General features: G+C 65.7%; 21 protein-coding genes. 5 read left to right on the top strand and 16 right to left on the bottom strand.

What is annotated here, in order from left to right; genetic code table 11:
* Window positions 1–12: 12 nt before the first annotated feature.
* From dxs to ASC75_RS17685, 6 genes are all read right to left on the bottom strand, one after another.
* Complete coding sequence (dxs, locus tag ASC75_RS17710; protein ID WP_055978298.1) at window positions 13–1,926, bottom strand: 1-deoxy-D-xylulose-5-phosphate synthase; 1,914 nt, start codon at window positions 1,924–1,926, stop codon at window positions 13–15.
* A gap of 107 nt (window positions 1,927–2,033) precedes the next feature.
* Window positions 2,034–2,954 carry a pirin family protein gene (locus ASC75_RS17705; protein WP_055978297.1) on the bottom strand — a complete coding sequence of 307 codons (921 nt, stop codon included), beginning with the start codon at window positions 2,952–2,954 and terminating at the stop codon, window positions 2,034–2,036.
* 44 nt (window positions 2,955–2,998) lie between these two features.
* On the bottom strand, window positions 2,999–3,265 hold the full coding sequence (locus tag ASC75_RS17700; protein WP_055978296.1) for a DUF2277 domain-containing protein: 267 nt from the start codon (window positions 3,263–3,265) through the stop codon (window positions 2,999–3,001).
* 84 nt (window positions 3,266–3,349) lie between these two features.
* Complete coding sequence (locus tag ASC75_RS17695) at window positions 3,350–3,601, bottom strand: exodeoxyribonuclease VII small subunit (protein WP_055978295.1); 252 nt, start codon at window positions 3,599–3,601, stop codon at window positions 3,350–3,352.
* Window positions 3,602–3,604: 3 nt separating this feature from the next.
* The gene (locus tag ASC75_RS17690) at window positions 3,605–4,531 is read right to left on the bottom strand and encodes a histone deacetylase family protein (RefSeq protein WP_055978294.1); all 927 of its coding nucleotides are present in this window, start codon (window positions 4,529–4,531) and stop codon (window positions 3,605–3,607) included.
* Window positions 4,532–4,675: 144 nt separating this feature from the next.
* A complete protein-coding gene (locus ASC75_RS17685) occupies window positions 4,676–5,287 on the bottom strand; it encodes a TetR/AcrR family transcriptional regulator (RefSeq protein WP_055978448.1) in 612 nt (203 codons plus the stop codon).
* Window positions 5,288–5,438: 151 nt separating this feature from the next.
* On the opposite strand from ASC75_RS17685, the gene ASC75_RS17680 reads away from it, so the two are divergent.
* Both ASC75_RS17680 and ASC75_RS17675 read left to right on the top strand, forming a co-directional pair.
* Window positions 5,439–6,659, top strand: coding sequence for an MFS transporter (locus ASC75_RS17680; protein WP_055978293.1), 1,221 nt, complete (start codon window positions 5,439–5,441; stop codon window positions 6,657–6,659).
* Window positions 6,660–6,764: 105 nt separating this feature from the next.
* Window positions 6,765–7,979, top strand: a complete 1,215-nt coding sequence (locus ASC75_RS17675; protein ID WP_055978292.1) for an MFS transporter — start codon at window positions 6,765–6,767, stop codon at window positions 7,977–7,979.
* Window positions 7,980–8,022: 43 nt separating this feature from the next.
* Here ASC75_RS17675 and ASC75_RS17670 read toward each other — a convergent pair whose 3' ends face one another.
* The 3 genes from ASC75_RS17670 to aroC all read right to left on the bottom strand — a co-directional run bounded on the left by ASC75_RS17670 (window position 8,023) and on the right by aroC (window position 11,373).
* Window positions 8,023–9,006: a hypothetical protein gene (locus ASC75_RS17670; RefSeq protein ID WP_055978291.1), complete on the bottom strand. Its 984-nt coding sequence runs from the start codon at window positions 9,004–9,006 to the stop codon at window positions 8,023–8,025.
* Between the two features lie 78 nt (window positions 9,007–9,084).
* Window positions 9,085–10,182, bottom strand: coding sequence for a 3,4-dihydroxy-2-butanone-4-phosphate synthase (gene ribB, locus ASC75_RS17665; RefSeq protein WP_055978290.1), 1,098 nt, complete (start codon window positions 10,180–10,182; stop codon window positions 9,085–9,087).
* Between the two features lie 93 nt (window positions 10,183–10,275).
* The gene (aroC, locus tag ASC75_RS17660) at window positions 10,276–11,373 is read right to left on the bottom strand and encodes a chorismate synthase (RefSeq protein ID WP_055978288.1); all 1,098 of its coding nucleotides are present in this window, start codon (window positions 11,371–11,373) and stop codon (window positions 10,276–10,278) included.
* A gap of 289 nt (window positions 11,374–11,662) precedes the next feature.
* Between aroC and ASC75_RS17655 the strand changes: the two genes are divergently transcribed.
* A complete protein-coding gene (locus ASC75_RS17655; protein WP_055978286.1) occupies window positions 11,663–11,911 on the top strand; it encodes a DUF1344 domain-containing protein in 249 nt (82 codons plus the stop codon).
* 18 nt (window positions 11,912–11,929) lie between these two features.
* On the opposite strand, the gene ASC75_RS17650 is transcribed toward ASC75_RS17655, so the two are convergent.
* The 4 genes from ASC75_RS17650 to ASC75_RS17635 form a co-directional block, all read right to left on the bottom strand.
* Window positions 11,930–12,517 carry a histidine phosphatase family protein gene (locus ASC75_RS17650; protein WP_055978284.1) on the bottom strand — a complete coding sequence of 196 codons (588 nt, stop codon included), beginning with the start codon at window positions 12,515–12,517 and terminating at the stop codon, window positions 11,930–11,932.
* A gap of 19 nt (window positions 12,518–12,536) precedes the next feature.
* A complete protein-coding gene (gene fabI, locus ASC75_RS17645; RefSeq protein ID WP_055978283.1) occupies window positions 12,537–13,355 on the bottom strand; it encodes an enoyl-ACP reductase FabI in 819 nt (272 codons plus the stop codon).
* Window positions 13,356–13,463: 108 nt separating this feature from the next.
* Window positions 13,464–14,390 carry a DnaJ C-terminal domain-containing protein gene (locus tag ASC75_RS17640; protein WP_055978281.1) on the bottom strand — a complete coding sequence of 309 codons (927 nt, stop codon included), beginning with the start codon at window positions 14,388–14,390 and terminating at the stop codon, window positions 13,464–13,466.
* Between the two features lie 89 nt (window positions 14,391–14,479).
* Window positions 14,480–14,944: an RT0821/Lpp0805 family surface protein gene (locus ASC75_RS17635; RefSeq protein WP_055978276.1), complete on the bottom strand. Its 465-nt coding sequence runs from the start codon at window positions 14,942–14,944 to the stop codon at window positions 14,480–14,482.
* A gap of 42 nt (window positions 14,945–14,986) precedes the next feature.
* On the opposite strand from ASC75_RS17635, the gene pdxH reads away from it, so the two are divergent.
* A complete protein-coding gene (gene pdxH / locus ASC75_RS17630; protein ID WP_055978274.1) occupies window positions 14,987–15,604 on the top strand; it encodes a pyridoxamine 5'-phosphate oxidase in 618 nt (205 codons plus the stop codon).
* Window positions 15,605–15,637: 33 nt separating this feature from the next.
* Here the strand turns inward: pdxH and ASC75_RS17625 are convergent, their stop codons facing one another.
* On the bottom strand, window positions 15,638–16,387 hold the full coding sequence (locus ASC75_RS17625) for a crotonase/enoyl-CoA hydratase family protein (protein WP_055978272.1): 750 nt from the start codon (window positions 16,385–16,387) through the stop codon (window positions 15,638–15,640).
* A 26-nt stretch (window positions 16,388–16,413) separates the two neighbouring features.
* Window positions 16,414–18,192: an acyl-CoA dehydrogenase gene (locus tag ASC75_RS17620; protein ID WP_055978270.1), complete on the bottom strand. Its 1,779-nt coding sequence runs from the start codon at window positions 18,190–18,192 to the stop codon at window positions 16,414–16,416.
* Window positions 18,193–18,560: 368 nt separating this feature from the next.
* Here ASC75_RS17620 and ASC75_RS17615 point away from each other — a divergent pair, with 368 nt between their 5' ends.
* Window positions 18,561–19,715 (top strand): GH25 family lysozyme, encoded by a 1,155-nt coding sequence (locus ASC75_RS17615; RefSeq protein ID WP_244487865.1) that lies wholly within the window; start codon window positions 18,561–18,563, stop codon window positions 19,713–19,715.
* A 22-nt stretch (window positions 19,716–19,737) separates the two neighbouring features.
* Here ASC75_RS17615 and purD read toward each other — a convergent pair whose 3' ends face one another.
* Complete coding sequence (gene purD / locus ASC75_RS17610; protein ID WP_055978269.1) at window positions 19,738–21,015, bottom strand: phosphoribosylamine--glycine ligase; 1,278 nt, start codon at window positions 21,013–21,015, stop codon at window positions 19,738–19,740.
* Window position 21,016 lies beyond the last annotated feature (1 nt).

The raw sequence follows: 21,016 nt of genomic DNA, 5'->3' as shown, positions 1-21,016 counted from the left end.
CAAGCGCCCCGATCAGGCGCGCGCCGCTTGGGCCGACTTGCCGAGTGCGGCAAAGACCGCACGCACGATGCCGGCCGAATCGAGGCCCGCATCGACATACATCTTGTCGGGATTGGCATGGTCGACGAAGCTGTCGGGCAGCGTCAGCGGACGCACCTTGAGGCCGTTGTCGAGCAGGCCGTTGCGGGCGAGGAAATCGAGCACCTGGCTGGAGAAGCCGCCGACCGACCCCTCCTCGACCATGACCAGCACCTCGTGCGAGCGCGCCAGGCGGCGGATCAGGTCCTCGTCGAGCGGCTTGGCGAAGCGCGCATCGGCCACCGTCGTCGACAGGCCGGCAGCGCCCAGCTCTTCCGCCGCGAGCAGGCAATCCTTGAGGCGCGTGCCGAAGGACAGCAGCGCCACCTTGGTGCCCTCCCTGACGACCCGGCCCTTGCCGATCTCCAGCACCTGCCCGCGCTCGGGCATGTCGACGCCGACGCCGTTGCCCCGGGGGTAGCGGAACGAGATCGGACCTTCGTCGAACTCGGCCGCGGTGCGCACCATGTGGCGCAGCTCGGCCTCGTCGGCCGCCGCCATGACGACGAAATCGGGCAGCGACGCGAGATAGGCGGTGTCGAAGGCGCCGCAATGGGTCGGGCCGTCGGCACCGACGAAGCCGGCGCGGTCGATGGGGAAACGAACCGGCAGTTTCTGGATGGCGACGTCGTGGACGACCTGGTCGTAGGCGCGCTGCAGGAATGTCGAATAAATAGCCACGAACGGCCGCATGCCTTCGGTGGCGAGACCGGCGGCGAAGGTCACCGCATGCTGCTCGGCGATGCCGACATCGAAGGTGCGCGAGGGAAACGCCTCGCCGAACAGGTCGAGGCCGGTGCCCGACGGCATGGCGGCGGTGACGGCGACGATCCTGTCGTCCTCGCTGGCCTCCTGGACCAGGCTCTCGGCAAACACCTTGGTGTAGCTCGGCGCATTCGCCGGCGCCTTGGCCTGGGCGCCGGTGATGACGTCGAACTTGTTGACGCCGTGATACTTGTCGGCGGCGGCTTCCGCCGGGGCGTAGCCCTTGCCCTTCTGGGTCACGACGTGGATCAGCACGGGGCCGGTTCCGTTGTCGCGGACATTCTTCAGCACCGGGATCAGGTGCTCGAGATTGTGTCCGTCGATCGGGCCGATGTGGAAGAAGCCCATCTCCTCGAACAGCGTTCCGCCGGTGACGAAGCCGCGCGCATGCTCGACGGCGCGGGTGATGGCGCGGTCGACGCGGCGGCCGAGATAGGAGGTCAGCTTCTTGCCGAGCTCGCGCACGCCGGCATAGGTGCGGCCCGAGGCGAGGCGCGCCAGATAGGCGCTCATCGCGCCTGCAGGCGGGGCGATCGACATGTCGTTGTCATTGAGGATGACGATCAGCCGGGCGTCGAGCGCACCGGCATTGTTCATCGCCTCATAGGCCATGCCCGCCGACATCGCTCCGTCGCCGATGACGGCGATGACGTTGTTCCTGCCGCCGTTGAGATCGCGCGCCACGGCCATGCCGAGGCCGGCCGAGATCGAGGTCGAGGAGTGCGCGGCGCCGAAAGGATCGTATTCGCTCTCGGCACGCTTGGTGAAGCCGGAAAGCCCGTTCTCCTGCCGCAACGTGCGGATGCGGTCGCGGCGGCCGGTCAGGATCTTGTGCGGGTAGGCCTGGTGGCCGACGTCCCAGATGATGCGGTCGTCGGGCGTGTCGAAGACGTAGTGCAGCGCGACCGTGAGCTCGACCACGCCGAGGCCGGCGCCGAGATGCCCGCCCGTCTGGGACACGGCGTCGACCAGCTCGGCCCGGAGTTCGCTGGCCAGCTGCGGCAGCTGGGTCTCGTCGAGCGCGCGCAGTTCGGCCGGTAGCCGGACCTTGTCGAGAAGGGGAGTTTCAGGTTTTGCGTTCATCAAACAGCACTAACATCCATTAACCCACGGCAGATACGACCGCCGACCCGGAAAGTAAATGCGCGGCGGTGACGCGGCCGGGCCAGGATCGTGCTTCCAAGGCGATCCTACCCCTCGGGCAGCGGGATGAATTCTTCTTCATCACCGGGAACGATATCGAAGCGGCCGGTCTTCCATTCGTTCTTGGCCTGCTCGATGCGCTCCTTCGACGACGAAACGAAGTTCCACCAGATGTAGCGCTTGGAACCGAGCGAGGCGCCGCCGAAGAGCATGAAATGCGCGCCGGTCTCGGACGAAATGACGATCTCGTCGCCCGGCTTGAACACCAGCAGGCGCTCGATCGGGAAGCGGTCGCCCAGGATGTCGATCTCGCCGCCCAGCGTGTAGATGGCGCGTTCCTCGGCATCGGCCGGAATCTTGATCCTGGCGCCCGGCGCAAGCGAGATGTCGGCGTAAAGCGTATCGGAGGCGGCCCGGACCGGCGAGCGCAGGCCCTTGAAATCGCCGATGATGAGCCGTCCGCTGACACCGTCGGCGGCAAATTCCGGCAGGTCGGCGCTGACGGTGTTCTCGAACAGCGGCGCCACCTCCTCCTTGCCGTCGGGCAGCGCCAGCCATGTCTGCAGGCCCGACACCGACATCGGCGCGCCGCGCAGCTCCTCGGGCGTGCGCTCGGAATGGACGATGCCGCGGCCGGCGGTCATCAGGTTCACGTCACCCGGCGCGATCACCATTTCGGTGCCGAGCGAATCCCGGTGCCTGATCTTGCCGTCGAACAGGTAGGTCACGGTCGCAAGCCCGATATGCGGATGCGGCCGCACATCCAGGGCGTGGCCGGCGCGCAGGATCGCGGGGCCCATGCGGTCGAAGAAGATGAACGGCCCGACCAGCCTGCGCTTGGCAGTCGGCAGCGCGCGACGGACCTCGAAGCCATCGATGTCCTTGGCATTGGGCACGACCATCAGTTCGATCTGGTCGCAGGAAAAGGCGTCACCCGGGGTCGGATCGGCGGCTGGGAAGAAGCTCATGACGGTATCCTAGAGTTACGGGAGCGCTGCTGTCACCACTGGTGTCAGGCAAATCTCAGCGCCGAACGTGCCTTTGCCTTGGCGGCCTCTTCCTCGCGGTTGCGCGGATGCTGGTGGGTTTCCATCTCATGCAGCATGTCGTGCGCAGCTTCCGCGATCCTGTCGACCGCCCGCGTGAAAGCCTCCTCGTTCTTCTTCGACGGCTTGGTCGAACCGCTCAGCTTGCGGACAAACTGCAGGGCGGCGTCGCGGATCTCGTCATGCGTCGCCGGCGGCTCGAAATTGAACAATGTCTTGATGTTGCGGCACATCGCCTGCTCCCGGGTTCTATCAACCGTGTGGGTTCCCCATAACTGGGCGCAACGTGCCGCAAGGTCAAGCCATTCGGCCGCCGATCACTCCGCGTCGAGCGGCTCGGTGCCGACCGGCTTGCCGTCGCGCGACAGGCGGATCTTCTCGACCTTGTCCTCGGCCGCCTTGAGCAGACGGTCGCAATGCGCCTTCAGCGCCTCGCCGCGTTCGTAGATCTTGATCGACTGGTCGAGCGGCACATCGCCACGCTCGAGGTCATCGACGATCTTCTCCAGGGCGGCCAGCGCCTGCTCGAAGCTCATCGCCTTGATTTCGTCATTGGGCTCAGCGGCCATGGTTCATCCTTTCATGAGGCGGGTCACGTGGGCGGCGACGGAGAAGGCCAGCCCTTGAAGGTCATAGCCGCCCTCGAGCAGGCTGACGAGGCGGTTCGACGAATGCCGCGCGGCGCGGTCCATCAGTTGGCCCGTCGCCCAGTCGAAATCGGCTTCGGTCAGGTTGATCTCGGCCAGCGGGTCGCGATGATGCGCGTCGAACCCGGCCGAGATGATGATCAGGTCAGGCGCGAAATTGTCGAGCGCCGGCAGCACGCGCGAGCGGATGGCGTCGCGGAAATGGTCGCTGCCGGTGTCGGGCGACAGCGGCGCGTTGACGATGTTGCCGACGCCGGTCTCGCCCTTGGCGCCGGTGCCCGGAAACAGCGGCATCTGGTGGGTCGAGCAGTAGAGAACGCTCGGGTCGTCCCAGAAGATGTCCTGGGTGCCGTTGCCGTGGTGCACGTCCCAGTCGACGATGGCGACGCGCTCGGCGCCATGCTTCTTCTGGGCGTAGCGCGCGGCAATGGCCGCGTTGTTGAACAGGCAGAAGCCCATCGCCGTGGTCTTCTCGGCATGGTGCCCAGGCGGGCGCGAAGCGACGAAGACGTTGTCGGCCTTCTTGGAGAAGACGTCGTCGACCGCCGCGTTGGCGGCACCGATCGCCGTCAGCGCCGCCTGCCAGCTCTTGGGGCTCAGCACGGTGTCGCCATCGATCCGCTCCATCCCCTCTTCCGGCACCTGCCGGCGGATGCCCTCGACGAAAGGCTCGGGATGGACGTAGAGAATCGTCTGCTCTCCACCTTCGGGCGCTTCGACGCGGTCGAGCCTTTCGAACGGTTCGTCGTCGAGCACGCGCTGGATGGCGCGCAGCCGGTCGGGCCGCTCGGGGTGGCCGGCGGGCGTCAGGTGTTCGAGATAGATCGGATGGGTGTAGAGCCGCGTGGTCATCGCCCCACCTTATCAGCTATGGCCGGCCAGACCACGCGATTGCCGACGAAGCCTGGGGAAAAATGGGCGGGCTTCAACGCACCCTGACACCGCGACGCAATCCCGGTGCCGACGCAGGGGCGCACGTGGACCGAGATGCAGGCATCAGCCGGGGCACTTGTTGTCCACCAGCAGTCCCTCCATCAGCGCGCGAAACGCCTTCACCGCCTTTTTCGACGTCGCGCCAGGGTCATCGGAGTTGGCGATCCACTGCGCCGCATAAAGCGAAGCGCCACTGATCAGCCGCGCCATGGCCTCCGGGTCGATATCGCGGATGACCCCCTCTTCCTTCAGCGCGGCGAGGTTGCTGGTTATCGACATGATACAGGCGTTGGCGTTGGGCCATTGCGCCGGATCGCCGAGGACTCCGGGACCGTCGCGCAGCATGATGCGCTGGATTTCCGGCTCCAGCGCCATTTCGACGTAAGCGATGTTTTCGTCGACGAAACCCTGCCAGCGCGTCGTGGCCTTGGCCGAGATGACGTTGAGACGCACCGACATCTCCCGGTCGATCTGGGCCACGACGGCCTCGAACAGACCCTTCTTGTCGCCGAAGTGGTGATAGAGCGCGCCGCGGGTGAGCCCGGCATCGGCGGTGAAATCATCCATCGATGCGTTGGCGTAGCCCACCGTGGCAAAGGCCCGGCGTGCGGCCGCCGTCAGCTTGGCACGCGTTTCGGCAACCATCTCGCTTCGCGGCTTGTGCGCAGTCTTCATCGCCACTTCCATGCCGGCCTCTCACATACGTTGCGTATATTTATTCGCATACGCGACGTATATTAATTGACATACGCGGCGTATGCAATTATTTCGTTCACATACGCCGCGTATGTAAGTGGCGCATCCTCGCATTTCCAGGAGTGCTCCAATGCACAATCCGTATGGTGAAATCTTCAGTGTCCCGGGGGCCAAGGGCTTCGCGGCGGCTGCCTTCTTCGCCCGCCTGCCGATCGCCATGGCGCCCATCGGCATCGTCGCGATGCTGTCGCAGACGCACGGCGAGTATTGGCTGGCAGGCGCGGTCTCCGCCACCTTCGCCTTGGCCAATGCCTTTGCCGCCCCCCAGATCTCGCGCCTGATCGACCGGCGCGGCCAGACTGCCGTGGCCGTGCCCGCCACGGTCATCTCGGTCCTCGCCTTCGCCACCTTGCTCCTTGCGACGCGCTACGACTGGCCAAGCTGGACGCTGTTCGTCTCGGCCTTCCTCGCCGCGGCCATGCCAAGCGTGCCGGCCATGGTGCGGGCCCGTTGGACCGAGATCTTCCGCGACCGACCCGAGCTCAACACCGCCTTCGCCTTTGAATCGGTCGCCGACGAAATGGTCTATATCGCCGGCGCTTCGATTTCCGTCGGCCTGAGCGTCGCCCTGTTCCCGGAAGCCGGCATGGTGGTCAGCACGCTGCTGCTGGCCTTCGGCATGGCAGCCTTCATCCTGCAACGCTCCAGCGAACCCAGGGTCAGGGCGCCCGAACTTGCGAGCGGCGGCTCGGCGATCATGCTGCGCCCTGTCCAGATCATCACGCTGGCGCTCATCTTCGTCGGTTCGATCTTCGCCACCGCCGAGATCAGCGCCGTGGCGATCACCAAGGAACTCGGCCAACCCACCGCCGCCAGCCTCGTCATCGGCGTCTACGCCGCCGGTTCCCTCGTCGTCGGACTTATCGTCGGCGCCCTGAACCTCAAGGCACCGAAGCAACGCCTGCTCGCCATGGCGATCGCCGTCGTCGCGCTGACGACACTGCCCTTGCTGGTCGCCGACACGGTTCCCCTGCTCGCGCTCGCCATCTTCGCCAGCGGCATTGCGATCTCGCCCACCTTCATCATGGCCTTCGGCCTGATCGAACGGCGGGTGCCCGAGGCCATGCTGACCGAAGGCATCACCTGGGTGATGACGGGCATTGGCATCGGCATGGCTCTGGGCGCCTTCGTGGCCGGCTGGGTCGTCGACAATTTCGGCGCGCAGAACGGCTTCTGGGTTTCCGTGGCCGCCGGCACGATCTCGTTCGCAGTCGTCCTGCTGGGTCAGAAAGCACTCGCGGACGAGCACGAAGTAGAGTTGCCGCGTGCTGCTCCACAAGCAGCGGAATGAGCCAACATTTTCTCAGGCATGCCCTTCCGGCTGCACCAACGAGTCGCCATATCAGGCGGCTCGACTGGCTTTGAAATCTCAGTTATCTCCGCCCCGGTGACATCAATGCGCAATCCATACTCTGAAATCTTCAAGGCACCGGGGGCCAAGGCGTTCTCCGCCGCCGGCTTCGTCGCGCGCCTGCCCATGTCCATGGTCACGCTCGGCATCGTGACCATGCTGTCGGAAACCCACGGCGAATACTGGCTGGCCGGCGCCGTGGCCGCCGCCTTCGCCCTGTCGAGCGCGGTCATTGCGCCGCAGGTCGCCAGGCTGATCGATCGCTACGGCCAGGTCCGCATCCTGCTGCCGAGTGCTGCCCTGGCTGTGGCAGCACTGTCGGGACTGATGCTCGCGACGCGCTACGGCGCGCCCAACTGGGTGCTCTTTGCCTTCGCCATTGCCGCAGGCGTCACGCCGATCATGGGCGCGATGGTGCGCGCGCGCTGGACCGAGATCTACCGTGACACACCCCAGTTGCACACCGCCTTCGCCTTCGAATCGATCGTGGACGAGGTGATCTTCATGGCCGGCCCGATCGTCGCCATCGGCCTCAGCGTCGGCTTCTTCCCGGAGGCAGGCCCTCTCGTTGCGACCGTTTTGCTGGCCCTGGGCAGCCTGCTGTTTGCCGCGCAGCGCTCGACCGAGCCGCCCGTGCATGCGCAGGACCGCAGCGACGGCAAATCCGTGATCTGGCTCGGCCCGGTCCAGATCCTGGTGCTGACCCTGATCGCCATCGGCGCCATCTTCGGCACCGCCGAAGTCACAGCCGTGGCCTTCGCCGAGGCCCAGGGCAACAAGGCGTCCGCAGGCTTTGCGCTGTCCGCCTATGCCGCCGGCTCGCTCATCTCCGGCCTCGTCTTCGGCGCCATGAAGCTCAAGATGCCGCTCGCCCGGCAGCTCCTGATCGCGATCGCGCTTGCCGCCCTGACGACGCTGCCGCTGATGGCCGTCGACAACGTCACGATGCTTTCCGTCGTCCTGTTCCTCGCAGGCGTTGCAGTGTCGCCGACCATCATCCTGACGATGGCGCTGGTCGAGAAGATCGTGCCGTCGACGAAGCTCACCGAGGGAATGACCTGGGCCGTTACGGGCATCAGCATCGGCATGGCCGCGGGCTCGTCGGCGTCGGGCTGGATGATCGACAATCTCGGGCCCAACAGCGGCTTCATGGTGTCGCTGGTGGCGGGCTTCATCGCGCTGGTGATCACCTTCCTCGGACAGCGTCCGCTGCGGCAATCGGTGCGCATGGCACCGGCAATCACCCAGCCGGCGGAATAGGAGCGGCGCGGTCCGCGCGCCTTGGCGCGCGGACCGGTCTCTATCAGGTGCTCTTCGGCGTGCCGTCCCAGCGCGACGCCTCGCCCGAACCGAAGGCCTTTTCCTTCAGCTCCCGGAACTTCGACGACGTCTCCTCCAGCTTGCGATCCCATTCCGGGTTGGGCACCTGGCCCTCGATGACCCTGAAATAGACCTGCATCAGCGAGGCCACGGCGAAAGGCTCGATCAGCGCCGACTTGAACGCCCAGGCAAAGACGATCGCCAGCACGAAGGCCCAGCCGCCAAGCTGGCCCGGCATGAAGTAGAGGATGGCACCTGCCGGCGCGAGCATGAACAGGAAGATCAGCAGCGACACGACCCAGACGACCAGCGACAGCCAGACGGCGTTCTTGACCATGGTCTTACCGTTCTGCGCGTAGAGCACCACGCCCTGGCGCGCGCTCTGCCATGGCGAGGTGCTGCCGATGCGGATGTTGTAGCCGAGGATGATCTCGTCGACATAGGTCAGCGACATGCGGATCACGGTGTTGACGAACCTGACCACCCCGTCGAGGCCCGGGATCGGCAGGAAGGCGGCGATGCCGCCGATCAGGCCGGTGATGGTGCGGATCACGCCCTTCACCAATTGGTCGAGCACGAACAGGATGCTTGCCTCGCTGAAGCGCTCGTTGACGACTTCGCGGGCGTAGGCGATCTGGTTCTGGCCGCCGGGGATGTCGCGCCCGTCGATGAGATGGACCATCACCGCGATGTGCCCGGCCTTGACGATGTAGAGGATGTATTCGCGGATCCAGTAGACCGCGACCGACACCACGCCGAAGCCGGCGATGCCGCCCCACAGGGCGAACGAGACCGGGCCTTCGGGGTCGGTCGCGATGTGGCCGACGCCGTAGCCGACGCCGGCGCCCGCCCCCATCGCCACGATGTAGGCGAGCGTGATGCCGAAATAGACGACCATGCGCAGCACGATGAACGGCCAGGTGCGCGCCATGATGGCCAAGCTTTGGCCTATGCTGAAATCCCACATACCCGACTCTCCCCCAAGAGAGGTCAAAAGAATGCGCCGCGGCGAGCGGAAGTCAATCACCCCCGGAAGGGGTGAAAATCAGCGGATTTCGGTCTTGGCGATACGGATGCCGAAGCCTTCGAGACCGACATAATGGCGCTCGCGCGAGGCCACCAGGTTGATCGACGAGATGCCGAGATCCTTGAGGATCTGGGCGCCGAGGCCGATCTGGCGCCATTCGTCTTCACGATGGCGGGCTTCTTCATGATCCTCGCGCTCGGCCGAAGGCCGGTTGCGGCCGAGGTTGGAAACGCCGACCGATCCTTCGCGCAGGTAGACGATGACGCCGCGCTTGCATTCGCCGAAGGTCTTCATGATGTCGCCAAGGCGGTTGCTGGTGCCGAACACGTCGGTCACCACGTCCTCGGTGTGCAGGCGCACCGGCACTTCCTCGCCGTCGCGGATGTCGCCGAAGACGATGGCGAGATGGTGCATGACGTCCCACGGCAGCGTGTAGGTGATGGCCTTCGCGGTGCCGGCGGGGGTCTCGATGTCGAAGGTGTCGACGCGCTCGATCAGCGTCTCCTGGCGCTGGCGATAGGCGATCAGGTCGGCGACGGAAACCTGCTTCAGCGCGTTCTTCTCGGCGAAGGCCTGGACCTGCGGACCGCGCATGACGGTACCGTCATCGTTCATCAGTTCGGAAATCACGCCGACCGGCGGCAGGCCGGCAAGCTTGCACAGGTCGACAGCCGCCTCGGTATGGCCCGAGCGCATCAGCACCCCGCCCTCGCGCGCGATCAGCGGGAAGATGTGGCCCGGCCGGACGAAGTCGGCGCCGCCGACATTGCCGTTGGCGAGGTTGCGCACGGTCAGGGTGCGGTCCTCGGCCGAGATGCCGGTCGAGGTGCCGTGCTTGAAATCGACGCTGACGGTGAAGGCCGTCGTGTGGGCGGAATCGTTGTCGGCGACCATCGGTGCGAGGTTGAGCCGGCGGGCGTCTTCCTTGAGCATCGGCGCACAGACGATGCCGGAGGTGTGGCGCACGATGAAGGCCATCTTCTCGGCCGTGCAATGGACGGCGGCGACGATCAGGTCGCCCTCGTTCTCGCGCCCGTCGTCGTCCATGACGACCACGATCTCACCGCGCTCGAAGGCTCTCAGCGCTTCGACAATCTTCTTCTGGTCGTATGGCATGGTTGCTCACTTCGCTCGTTCCGGCGAATGGGGAATGGTGAGTAGCGAATAGAGGCAAACGGCACCATTCGCTACTCACTATTCGCTATTCGCTCATCTTCCCGTCTGTCCTCGATGGCGCAGATAGTGGTCGGCAATGGCGCAGGCGACCATCGCCTCGCCGATGGGCACGGCACGGATGCCGACGCAGGGGTCGTGCCTGCCCTTGGTCATCACGTCGACCTCCTTGCCATCCTTGTCGATCGACTTGCGCGGCGTCAGGATCGACGAGGTCGGCTTGACCGCGAAGCGCGCGATCACCGCCTGCCCCGTCGAGATGCCGCCCAGTATACCGCCGGCGTGGTTGGACAGGAATATGGGCTGGCCGTCATTGCCCATGCGCATCTCGTCGGCATTCTCCTCGCCGGTGATGCGCGCGGCTTCGAAGCCGTTGCCGATCTCGACGCCCTTGACGGCGTTGATCGACATCAGGTTCGAGGCGATGTCCTGGTCGAGCTTGCCGTAGATCGGCGCACCGAGCCCCGCAGGCACGCCCTCGGCGACGACCTCGATCACCGCGCCGACCGACGAGCCCGACTTGCGGATGCCGTCGAGATAGTCGGCGAAAGGCTGGACCGAAGAGGCATCGGGCGTGAAGAACGGGTTCTCGGCGCTGCCGATGAAATCCCAGTCCCAGTTGGCCCGGTCGATCGACCTGGTGCCCATCGACACCAGCGCGCCGCGCACCACGAGACCCGGCACGATCTTGCGGGCGATGGCACCGGCAGCGACGCGGGCGGCCGTTTCGCGCGCCGAAGAGCGTCCGCCGCCGCGATGGTCGCGCAGGCCGTATTTGACGTCGTAGGTGTAATCGGCATGGCCCGGGCGATATTGCCGGGCAATCTCGCCATAATCCTTGGAACGCTGGTCGACATTCTCGATCATCATCGAGATCGGCGTGCCGGTGGAAATCAGCGTCTCGCCATCTTCGTCCAGGATCACGCCCGACAGCACCTTGACCTCGTCGGGCTCGCGGCGCTGGGTAACGAAACGCGACTGGCCCGGCTTGCGCTTGTCGAGCTCGTCCTGGATGTCCTTCAGCGTGAAACGAATGCCGGGCGGGCAGCCGTCGACGACGCAGCCAAGTGCGGGCCCATGGCTCTCGCCCCAGGTGGTGACGCGGAACAGATGGCCAAAGGTATTGTGCGACATGGACAGGCCCTTTCCGGCGGCTTGCCGGGGTATGGGGCCTTCTAGCGCATGGCCCCGAAAAGTAAAATTCCTTTTCGGAAAGGACCGTGCGCCAACCGCGGGGATGGCGCGTCCTTGCGCCTCCGCAACGACGTGCGGGGTGCGATCGTCTTTTTAGCGGTGGTCAAACCGTGATCGTGGGCGATTTAGTTTTGACACATTCGGTTGGTTTCTGCTTCCCTCCGACCGCCCGTAAATCGTCGCCTTTCGGGGGAGAGGCGTGAATGAACGTGAAAGAAAGAGGACGATAATGCGTACCCTTATTGGCGCCGTTACCGCCGTTCTGATGATCTCCGGCGCCGCGCTGGCCGCAGAGGCCGAAGGTCAGGTCAAGTCGGTCGACAAGGACAAGTCGGTCATCACGCTCGACAACGGCAAGTCATACAAGCTTCCGGGCGAATTCGACGTCGACAACATCAAGCCCGGCATGGAAATCCTTCTGGCCTACGATGTGGTCGAGGGCGAGAACCTGATCACCGACATGGAACTGCCGCAGTAGGCACCGAAATCGCTGCTGCTAGATCCAGTCCAGCCGGCCGCCTTCGAGTTTCAGCACGCGGTCCTGGGGAACCTCCAGGGCCGCGGCTCTGTTTTTGGGCAGATCTTCGACAAGGCGGAAGATGGCGCGGATGACGCCGCCATGGGTGACGCACACGGTCGGCTGCACGACCTCCTCCAGCCACGGACGGATACGGGCCGTCAACATCTCATAGCTCTCAGCATCTTTGCCGGGCGGCACGAAGTCCCACTTGTCGTGCAGGCGCGCTGTGCTGGCGCCGGGCTGGCGGATTTCGAGCTCGGGAAAGGTAAAGCCCTGCCAGTCGCCGAAGTTCACTTCGACCAGGCGGCTGTCGGTGCGATAGGCCGAGGGATCGAGCCCCATTGCCTTGCGCACGCGCTCCATCGTCTCGCGGGTTCGCCGCATCGGGCTCGCCACGAAATCGAAAGCCTCGGGATCGCCGACGAACTCGGCCAGGCGACGGCCGTTGCCGTCGGCCTGTTCGCGGCCGATCGCATTGATGTCGGTGTCCGCCTGCCCCTGCAGGCGCTGCTCGGCATTCCAGGGCGTCTGGCCGTGGCGCACGAAATAGGTGAGCGGGGTCATGTCAGGCTGGTACTGTATGTCAGTCCTTGACGGTCGCGATGTCGGGCGCATCGACCGCCTTCATGCCGACGACATGATAGCCGGAATCGACGTGATGCACCTCGCCGGTGACGCCGCGCGACAGGTCCGACAGGAAGTACAGCCCGGAATCGCCGACTTCCTCGATGGAGACGGTGCGGCGCAGCGGGGCATTGTACTCGTTCCACTTCAGGATGTAGCGGAAGTCGTCGATGCCGGAAGCGGCAAGCGTCTTGATCGGGCCGGCGGAGATCGCGTTGACACGGATCTTCTTCGGGCCGAGGTCGACGGCGAGATACTTCACGCTCGCCTCGAGCGCGGCCTTGGCGACGCCCATGACGTTGTAGTTCGGCATCACCTTCTCGGCGCCGTAGTAGGTCATGGTCAACAGCGAGCCGCCATCGGTCATCAGCTTCTCGGCGCGCTGGGCGACAGCCGTGAAGGAGTAGACCGAGATGTCCATGGTGCGCAGGAAGTTGACGTGGCTGGTGTCGACGTAGCGGCCGGTCAGTTCATCCTTGTCGGAGAAGCCGATGGCGTGGACGACGAAGTCGAGCTTGCCCCACTTCTTCTCCAACGTCTCGAAGCAGGCGTCGATGGTCGCCATGTCGGTGACATCGCAATGGCCGCAGACGAAGGCGCCGATTTCGGCGGCCAGCGGCTCGACACGCTTCTTCAGGGCATCGCCCTGATAGGTGAAGGCCAGCTCGGCGCCCTGGTCGGCGCACGCCTTGGCAATGCCCCAGGCGATCGATCTGTTGTTGGCGACGCCGAGAATAAGGCCGCGCTTGCCGGCCATCAGGCCCTGTCCACCCGCCATATGAGCGCTCTCCGATGCAAGAATTGTTTCGGAGAGCCTATCGCATAGGCAACTCATGCCTTCAAGCTTTGATACGCCGATGGCCGGCGACGTCGCGCCGGCCGGCTGTCAGCCGTTGGACTTGCGCATCAGCTCTTCGAGCGCGGCATCGCCAGCCTCGGGCAGCATGACGCGGACATGGACATAGAGATCGGCCTTGCCGCCGGTCTTCTCGGGCAAGCCACGCCCCTTGATACGCAGGACCTTGTCCGAGCTCGACCAGGCCGGAACGTTGACGGCAAGGCGCCCGGTCGGGGTTTCCACGGCAAGCTTGGCGCCGAGCACGGCATCGCGCAACGGGACCGGCAGGTCGGCGTGAAGATCCCTGCCCTCGACGCGATAGCGCGGATGGCGGCGGAACCTGATCTTGACGAGCGCGTCACCCGCGCCGCCCTGGCCCTTGAGCCTGATGGTCTGGCCGTCCTCGACATATTCCGGCAGCTTGACCGCCATCTTGCGTCCGTCGGGAAACATCGCCGTGACCTTTGGCGCGGTCGCGGCTTCCTCGATCGTCACGTCGAGCGTGACGTTGACGTCGCCGCCCGGCTGGGCGCGCTGGCCACCGCCCATGCCGGCGCCCGCACCCGCTCCCGAGCCACGCTGGCTGAAGGAATCACCGAAGATCTGGCTGAAGATGTCGCCGGCATCGAAGGACCCGCCGCCGGGGCCACCTGAACGGAACTCGAAGCGCGAGCCGCCAGGCCCGGCCTGCTGGCGGCGAAAGCCGCCGAACGGATCGCCGCCCGCGGCACCTTCGAAGCCATGAAAGCGCTGCTTGCCCTCGGCATCGATCTCGCCGCGGTCGAACGCGGCCTTCTTCTTCTCGTCGCCGAGAATCTCGTAGGCCTGGTTGGCGGCGGCAAAACGTTCCTTCGCCTTCGGATCGTCCGGGTTCTGGTCCGGATGATGCTTCTTGGCGAGCTTGCGAAAGGCCGCTTTGATGTCCTTGGCCGAGGCGTTCTTGGCAACGCCCAGCACCTCATAGGGGTCGCGCATGCGCAATTCCACAACAGAGAAAAGGGTTGGTTTCCTCCTATATGCGCTCGGCTAGGAAGAAATTCCAGAGGCAGGCTTGCCGCAAAGCGTCAGGCCGGCTCGAAAGCCACCATTTGCCAGGCGCCGGCACCGGCGGCACACACCTCGCCCTTGTACAGGCCGACGCCATCGAAACTTTCGCGCGAAGCGGCGAATTGCCGGCACAAGACGCCACGTCCGGTGCTTTCCACGAGCGCGCTGATCGCACCGCGAGATCCGGTCTCGGCATTGGCCCAGGGAATTGCCTGTCCCTGCAGGCCTTCGACGTCGGCGGAAGAGACCGCGTTGCGGATCGTCGCCTCGTCGGACAGGCGATTCGCATCGTTGCTGCGGCTGGCATCGTCCGGCACCTTGCTGGTCAGAAGCGTGCGGTCAACCTCGGCCTTCTCCAGGCTGAAGCCGCCAACGCCACAGGCGCTGATCGTCGTCAGGCTCAGCAGCAGCAGCACCTTGAAGGATCGGAACCCGAATTGTGGGAGGCAATGGCCCTCAAAGGCTTGCGCGAAGCGCGACAATAGGCATTCTCCCGGTCGTAAATGGCAGGTCGAGTAAGAGCTATGACGGACACAGAGTTAAAAAGCAGTGACTTCACCGAGAGCGCGGAGCCTTATCGGCTGTTTGCAGCGTGGCTGAAGGACGCTACCGCCAGCGAACCGAACGATCCCAACGCGGTGGCGCTGGCAACCGTCGACACCGACGGACTGCCTGACGTTCGCATGGTGCTGCTCAAGGGCTTCGATGAACAGGGCTTCGTCTTCTACACCAATTTCGAGAGCGCCAAGGGCCGCGAGATCCTGGCGACGATGAAGGCCGCCATGTGCTTCCACTGGAAATCGCTGCGCCGCCAGGTGCGGGTGCGCGGCCCCGTGGAGATCGTCACCGACGCCGAGGCAGACGCCTATTTCGCCTCGCGCCCGCGCGGCAGCCGCATCGGCGCCTGGGCCTCGAAGCAGTCGCGCCCGCTCGAAAGCCGTTTCGCACTGGAGAAGGCGGTCGCCGAGTACACCGCGCGCCATGCCATCGGCGAGATTCCGCGGCCCGCCCACTGGTCCGGCTTCCGCATCCGGCCGAGCCAGATCGAGTTCTGGCACGACCGTCCGTTCCGGCTGCACGACCGCATCGTGTTCACCGCCAACGCCAAGGGCGAGTGGGACAAGGACCGGCTCTATCCCTGAGTTTCTGCCCTCCCCCGTCCGGGACGGACAAACTCACTTCTTGCGCGTCATGAAGGCGACGAGTGCGGCGCGTGCCTCGTCCGACTTGAGCCGGGCGCGGAAGTGCTCACCTTCCACCTTGATGCGGGCAAAAAGCTCGGAGCGGTCGCCGCGCATCAGGTCGCGGGCGATCTTCAGCGCTTCCGGCGGCTTGGCAGCGATGTCGCGGGCCGTCGCCAGCGTTGCCGCCTCCAGCTCGTCTTCCGCCACGACCTTGTAGATCAGCCCGGCAGCGAGCGCCCGTTCTGCCGGGAACCCCTCGCCCAGGCCGAGCAGCGCAAAAGCGCCCTGGCGCCCAAGCACCTGCGGCGCGAGCAGGCTCGACCCCGCCTCCGGCACCAGGCCGAGATCAACGAAGGGCGTGCGAAACACCGTGCGCGGCGTGGCGAAGGTCAGGTCGCAATGCAGGTTGATGGTCGTGCCTATGCCGACGGCGATGCCGTCGACGCCCGAAACCACCGGCTTTTCGGTCCTGGCCAGGGCGAGCAGGAAATCCCACACCTCGCCGCCGCCTTCGCCACCGGTGGCGATCGTCATGAAGTCGGCCAGGTCGTTGCCGGCCGAGAACGCGCCGGGCACGCCGAGAAAGACGTGGACGCGCACGGCCTTGTCGGCATCGCCGGCGGCAAGCGCCGACGCCATCTCGGCATACATGGCGCGGGTGATCGCGTTTTTCTTGTCCGGGCGGTTCATCCGGATGATCTGCACGGCATCCTGCCGTTCGATGACTATATGGTCGCTCACGTCAGACTGTTCCTCGTCCCAGAATCTTATGCCGAAACCAGCGCCTTGGCGGCTTCGCGCAGGCTCGCCGCGCCGCCGGTGACGCGATCCTTGAGTGCGGCGGTCTCGCCGAGCAGGTTCTCGGCGAAGAACCGGCACAGCGCGATGCGCCCGGCATCGCCCTCGGCAAGGGCGGCGCGTGCCAGGTAGGCGCCGCCGGCAGCCAGCGCGAACAGCCTCAGATAGGGCGTGGCGCCGGCCAGGGCGTCGTCGGAGCGGCCGTCCTCGAGCAGCTTCTGCAGGAAACGCGTCGTCTGCTGCAGGTCGTCGAGCGCCTGCTCCAGGCAGATGGCGCTGCGGCCGTAGTCGTCGCTGTTCAGTGCCGCAACCGCATTGGCGACCGCGTCGAGCTCGCCGACATAGTCGAAGACATGGTCGCCATTGCCGAGCGGCAGCTTGCGGGTGACGAGGTCGATCGCCTGGATGCCGTTGGTGCCCTCGTAGATCGGGGCGATGCGGGCATCGCGCAGCAGCCGCGCCGCGCCCGTCTCCTCGATGAAACCCATGCCGCCATGGACCTGGACGCCGAGCGAGGCGACGTCGACGCCGACATCGGTGGCAAAGGCCTTGGCGACCGGGGTCAACAGATTGGCCCGGTCCTGCCAGTGCGCCTTGGCTGTGCCTTCCGAGACGCTCGCCATGTCGATGGCATGGGCGCAGGAATAGGCGATGGCGCGCGCGCTCTGGGTCAGTGCCTTCATGGTCAACAGGTTGCGCTGCACGTCGGGGTGATGGACGATCGGCGCCATGCCTTCGCCGCTGTAGCCCGAGGCCTTGCCCTGGCGGCGGTCATTGGCATAGGCGAGCGCCTTCTGGAACGCCGCCTCCGCCACCGCCACGCCCTGCATGCCGACGGCGAGGCGGGCATTGTTCATCATCGTGAACATGCAGGCGAGGCCACGGTGCTCCTCGCCGATGAGCCAGCCGACAGCGCCGGGCTCGCGGTCCTTTGCGAAACCGTCGCCATAGATCATGGTGCAGGTCGGCGAGGCATGGATGCCGAGCTTCTCCTCGAGCCCGGAACAGAACACATCGTTGCGCGCGCCTGGCCTGCCGTCGTCGTCGAGCAGGTATTTCGGCACCAGAAACAGCGAGATGCCGCGCGTGCCGGCGGGTGCGTCGGGCAGCCTGGCCAACACCAGGTGGACGATGTTGCCGGTCAGGTCGTGCTCGCCATAGGTGATGAAGATCTTCTGGCCGAAGATGCGGTAGCTGCCGTCGCCGGCACGCTCGGCGCGGGTGCGCAGCGCGGCAAGGTCAGAGCCCGCCTGTGGCTCTGTCAGGTTCATGGTGCCCATCCATTCGCCGGAGACGAGCTTTTCGAGATAGGCCGCCTTCAGGTCCTCCGAGGCGTGCTTGTCGAGCGCCTCGACCGCGCCCATGGTCAGCGTCGGGCCGAGGCCGAAGGCCATCGAGGCTGAATTCCACATCTCAAGCGTCGCGACGCCGAGCATCGTCGGCAGGCCCTGGCCGCCGAATTCCTCGGGACCGTTGAGGCCGTTCCAGCCGCCTTCGATCCAGTGCCGGTAGGCCTCCTTCCAGCCGGGCGGCATGGTCACCGCCGCGTCCTTGAGCCTGGCACCGGCCTTGTCGCCGACCTCGTGAAGCGGCGCCACCTCGTCGGTGGCGAAGCGGCCAGCCTCGCCCAGGATGGCGTCGACAAGGTCCTCGCCGAGGTCGCCGAAGCTTCCTGCATCGAGCGCGGCCTTCAGCCCCGCGACATGCTTCAGCGCAAAGGCAATCTCTTCCACCGGGGCGCGGTACATGACACTTCCTCCTGGTCATCCGGCGCGGCCCGCCGGCCGCCTTGCGCGACACACTATCCGCCTTCTTCCGCCGAGGGGAAGTGACTTTTTACGTAAACGTCAATTTTTTGTGCAGCTTTGAACTAAAGTCTGGCGCTGCCAAGGGCGGTGCAACAATCCGATTCAGCAGTGCTCGCCGGCGCGCTACCGCAAGCGCGAGGCAGACGGCAATCCGCCGAGCCCACCCGCGCCGGATCCGTCCTCCCGCAGGCAACCCCGTCCAACGAGGGCAAATAGCCGCCATTGCAACCGCTGGGCGGTGGAGCTTCATCAGCTTTTCCTTAACCATGACGGTTCACGATCGGCTATCGGTCATCGGGGATCGCCGCTTGAGGGGATTGGCGTCTAGATTTCGCAGGCTCGCGCTTTCAGCGATTGCCGCCGCGTGCGCCACGTTCCCGGTAACGACCCACGCCTCCGACTTCTCCGAACCTTGGAAGAAGGTCGACCGGGCGCTGGTCATCGACGCCTACGAATACAACTCCATCGACTGGCAGAAGCTCGCCGGCGACAAGCGCATTGTCGGCTTCATCAACAAGGCCTCCGACGGGTTGCCGCCACCCTACTCCTGCTCCGGCGAGGAAACCGCCTACAGGCTGTGCAAGGCGCTGTGGAAACGCCATGCGGTGGCGCGCGAACTGTTCCACACCCGCAGGACCGTTGCCAAGGCGCTCGGCCTCAAATGGGGCGCCTACCACCTCGCCCGCCCCGGCAATCCGATCGAGCAGGCTGAGAACTTCCTCGACTTCGCCGAGCCCGGTCCCGACGATTTGATGGCGCTCGACATCGAGGAGAACGACCCGACGAAATGGATCTCGCTGGAAGATGCGGAAATCTTCGTCCGCCACATCTTCCTGCGCACCGGCCGCTATCCGATCCTCTACACCAACGGCACGACCTCGCGGTACATCGCCGACAACCGCTACCGCTACCGGCTGCTGTCGCGACTGCCGCTCTGGTATGCCCGCTACAAGCCCGAGATCGGCATCCATTTCCCGAAGGGCAACTGGCAGACCTACACGCTGTGGCAGTTCTCGGCACAGGCCAATTGCGGCATCCGCCGCTGCCCCTATCGGGTCGCCGGCACGCCCAACGACATCGACGTCAATGTCGCGCCGATGAATGCCGAAAGCCTGCGAAAAGCCTGGCCGTTCGGCAAGCTGATCGAAGCGACCGACGAGTTCGTCGCATCGGTGCCGGTGCCGATCGCCCGCGAAAAGGGTCTCAAGGGCGAAAGCCGCATCACCTACGCCTCGGTCGCCTACCCGGTGCGCCTCGATCTTCTGGCGGAAGCGCTGCGCTCAAGCTGGGACAGGGCAGTTCTCGGTGCCGTGCCGGCTATCCAGCCGCCCGCACGCCGTTATGCCCACGGTATGGCCGAATATATCGCCGCCAGGCTCGACACCCGCCCCGATGTCGGCCGCAAGATCGACTTCGACCCGGTTTCCACCGCCTCGACCGAGATGGACAGCGCCGGGCGTTAGCCCAAGGGACGGAATCAGTCGCCTAATTGCCCTGTTCGCGGGCCACCGCGAGCCAGCCGATGTCGCGGCGGCAGAAACCGTCCGGCCAGTCGACCAGGTCGACGGCGGCATAGGCTTTGGCCTGCGCCTCGCTGACCGTGCGGCCGGTCGCCGTGACGTTCAGCACGCGGCCGCCATTGGCCACGATGTCGGCGCCCTGCACGGCGGTGCCGGCATGGAACACACGGGCGCCGGAAGCTTCGGCCTTGTCGATGCCGGCGATGACCGAGCCCTTTTCCGGCGTGCCGGGATAACCCTTCGCCGCCATGACGACGGTCAGGGCGGCCTCGTCGCGCCACCGCGCCGAGACATGGGCGAGCTGGCCATCGGCGGCGGCATTGAGCAGCACCAGCAGATCTTCCTTCAGCCGCAGCATCAGCACCTGGCATTCGGGATCGCCGAAGCGGGTGTTGTATTCGATCAGCCTCGGCCCCTTGTCGGTCAGCATCAGGCCGGCGAACAGCACGCCGGCAAAGGGCGCGCCCATCTCGGCCATGCCGCGCATCGTCGGCTCGACGATCTCGCGCATCGTCTGGTCGATCAGTTCGGGTGTCATCACGGGAGCCGGCGAATAGGCGCCCATGCCGCCGGTGTTGGGGCCGACGTCGCCGTCGCCGACGCGCTTGTGGTCCTGGGCGGTGCCAAAGGGCAGCGCGGTCTTGCCGTCGCAGAGGCAGAAGAAGCTCGCCTCCTCACCGGTCATGAACTCTTCCACGACCACCGATGCACCGGCGCCGCCGAAGGCGCCGTCGAAGCAGCCGTCCACGGCGGCCAGCGCTTCGTCCAGCGTCATTGCAACCGTCACGCCCTTGCCGGCGGCAAGCCCGTCGGCCTTGATGACGATCGGCGCGCCCATCTTCTCGACATAGGCGCGGGCGTCGGCGGCATTGTCGAAGCGGCCATAGGCGGCGGTCGGAATGCCGTAGCGGGCGCAGAGGTCCTTGGTGAAACCCTTGGAACCCTCGAGCTGGGCCGCAGCCCTGGACGGGCCGAACACCCGGATGCCAGCGGCGCGCAGGTCATCGCCGATGCCGGCGACCAGCGGGCCCTCGGGGCCGACGACGACGAGGCCGATGGCCTTGTCCTTGCAGAGGGCAGCGACCGCGGCATGGTCGGCGATATCCAGCGCCACCAGTTCCGCCTCCTGGGCGATGCCGGGATTGCCAGGCGCGGCATAAAGCTTGGTCAGCATCGGCGATGCCGCGATCTTCCAGGCGAGTGCGTGCTCGCGACCACCGGAACCGATGAGCAGGACATTCATG

Source organism: Aminobacter sp. DSM 101952 (assembly GCF_001424795.1).
Classification (GTDB): domain Bacteria; phylum Pseudomonadota; class Alphaproteobacteria; order Rhizobiales; family Rhizobiaceae; genus Aminobacter; species Aminobacter aganoensis.
The sequence above is the reverse complement of the archived record's forward strand: the minus strand, read 5'-3'. Positions and strand labels throughout refer to the sequence as shown.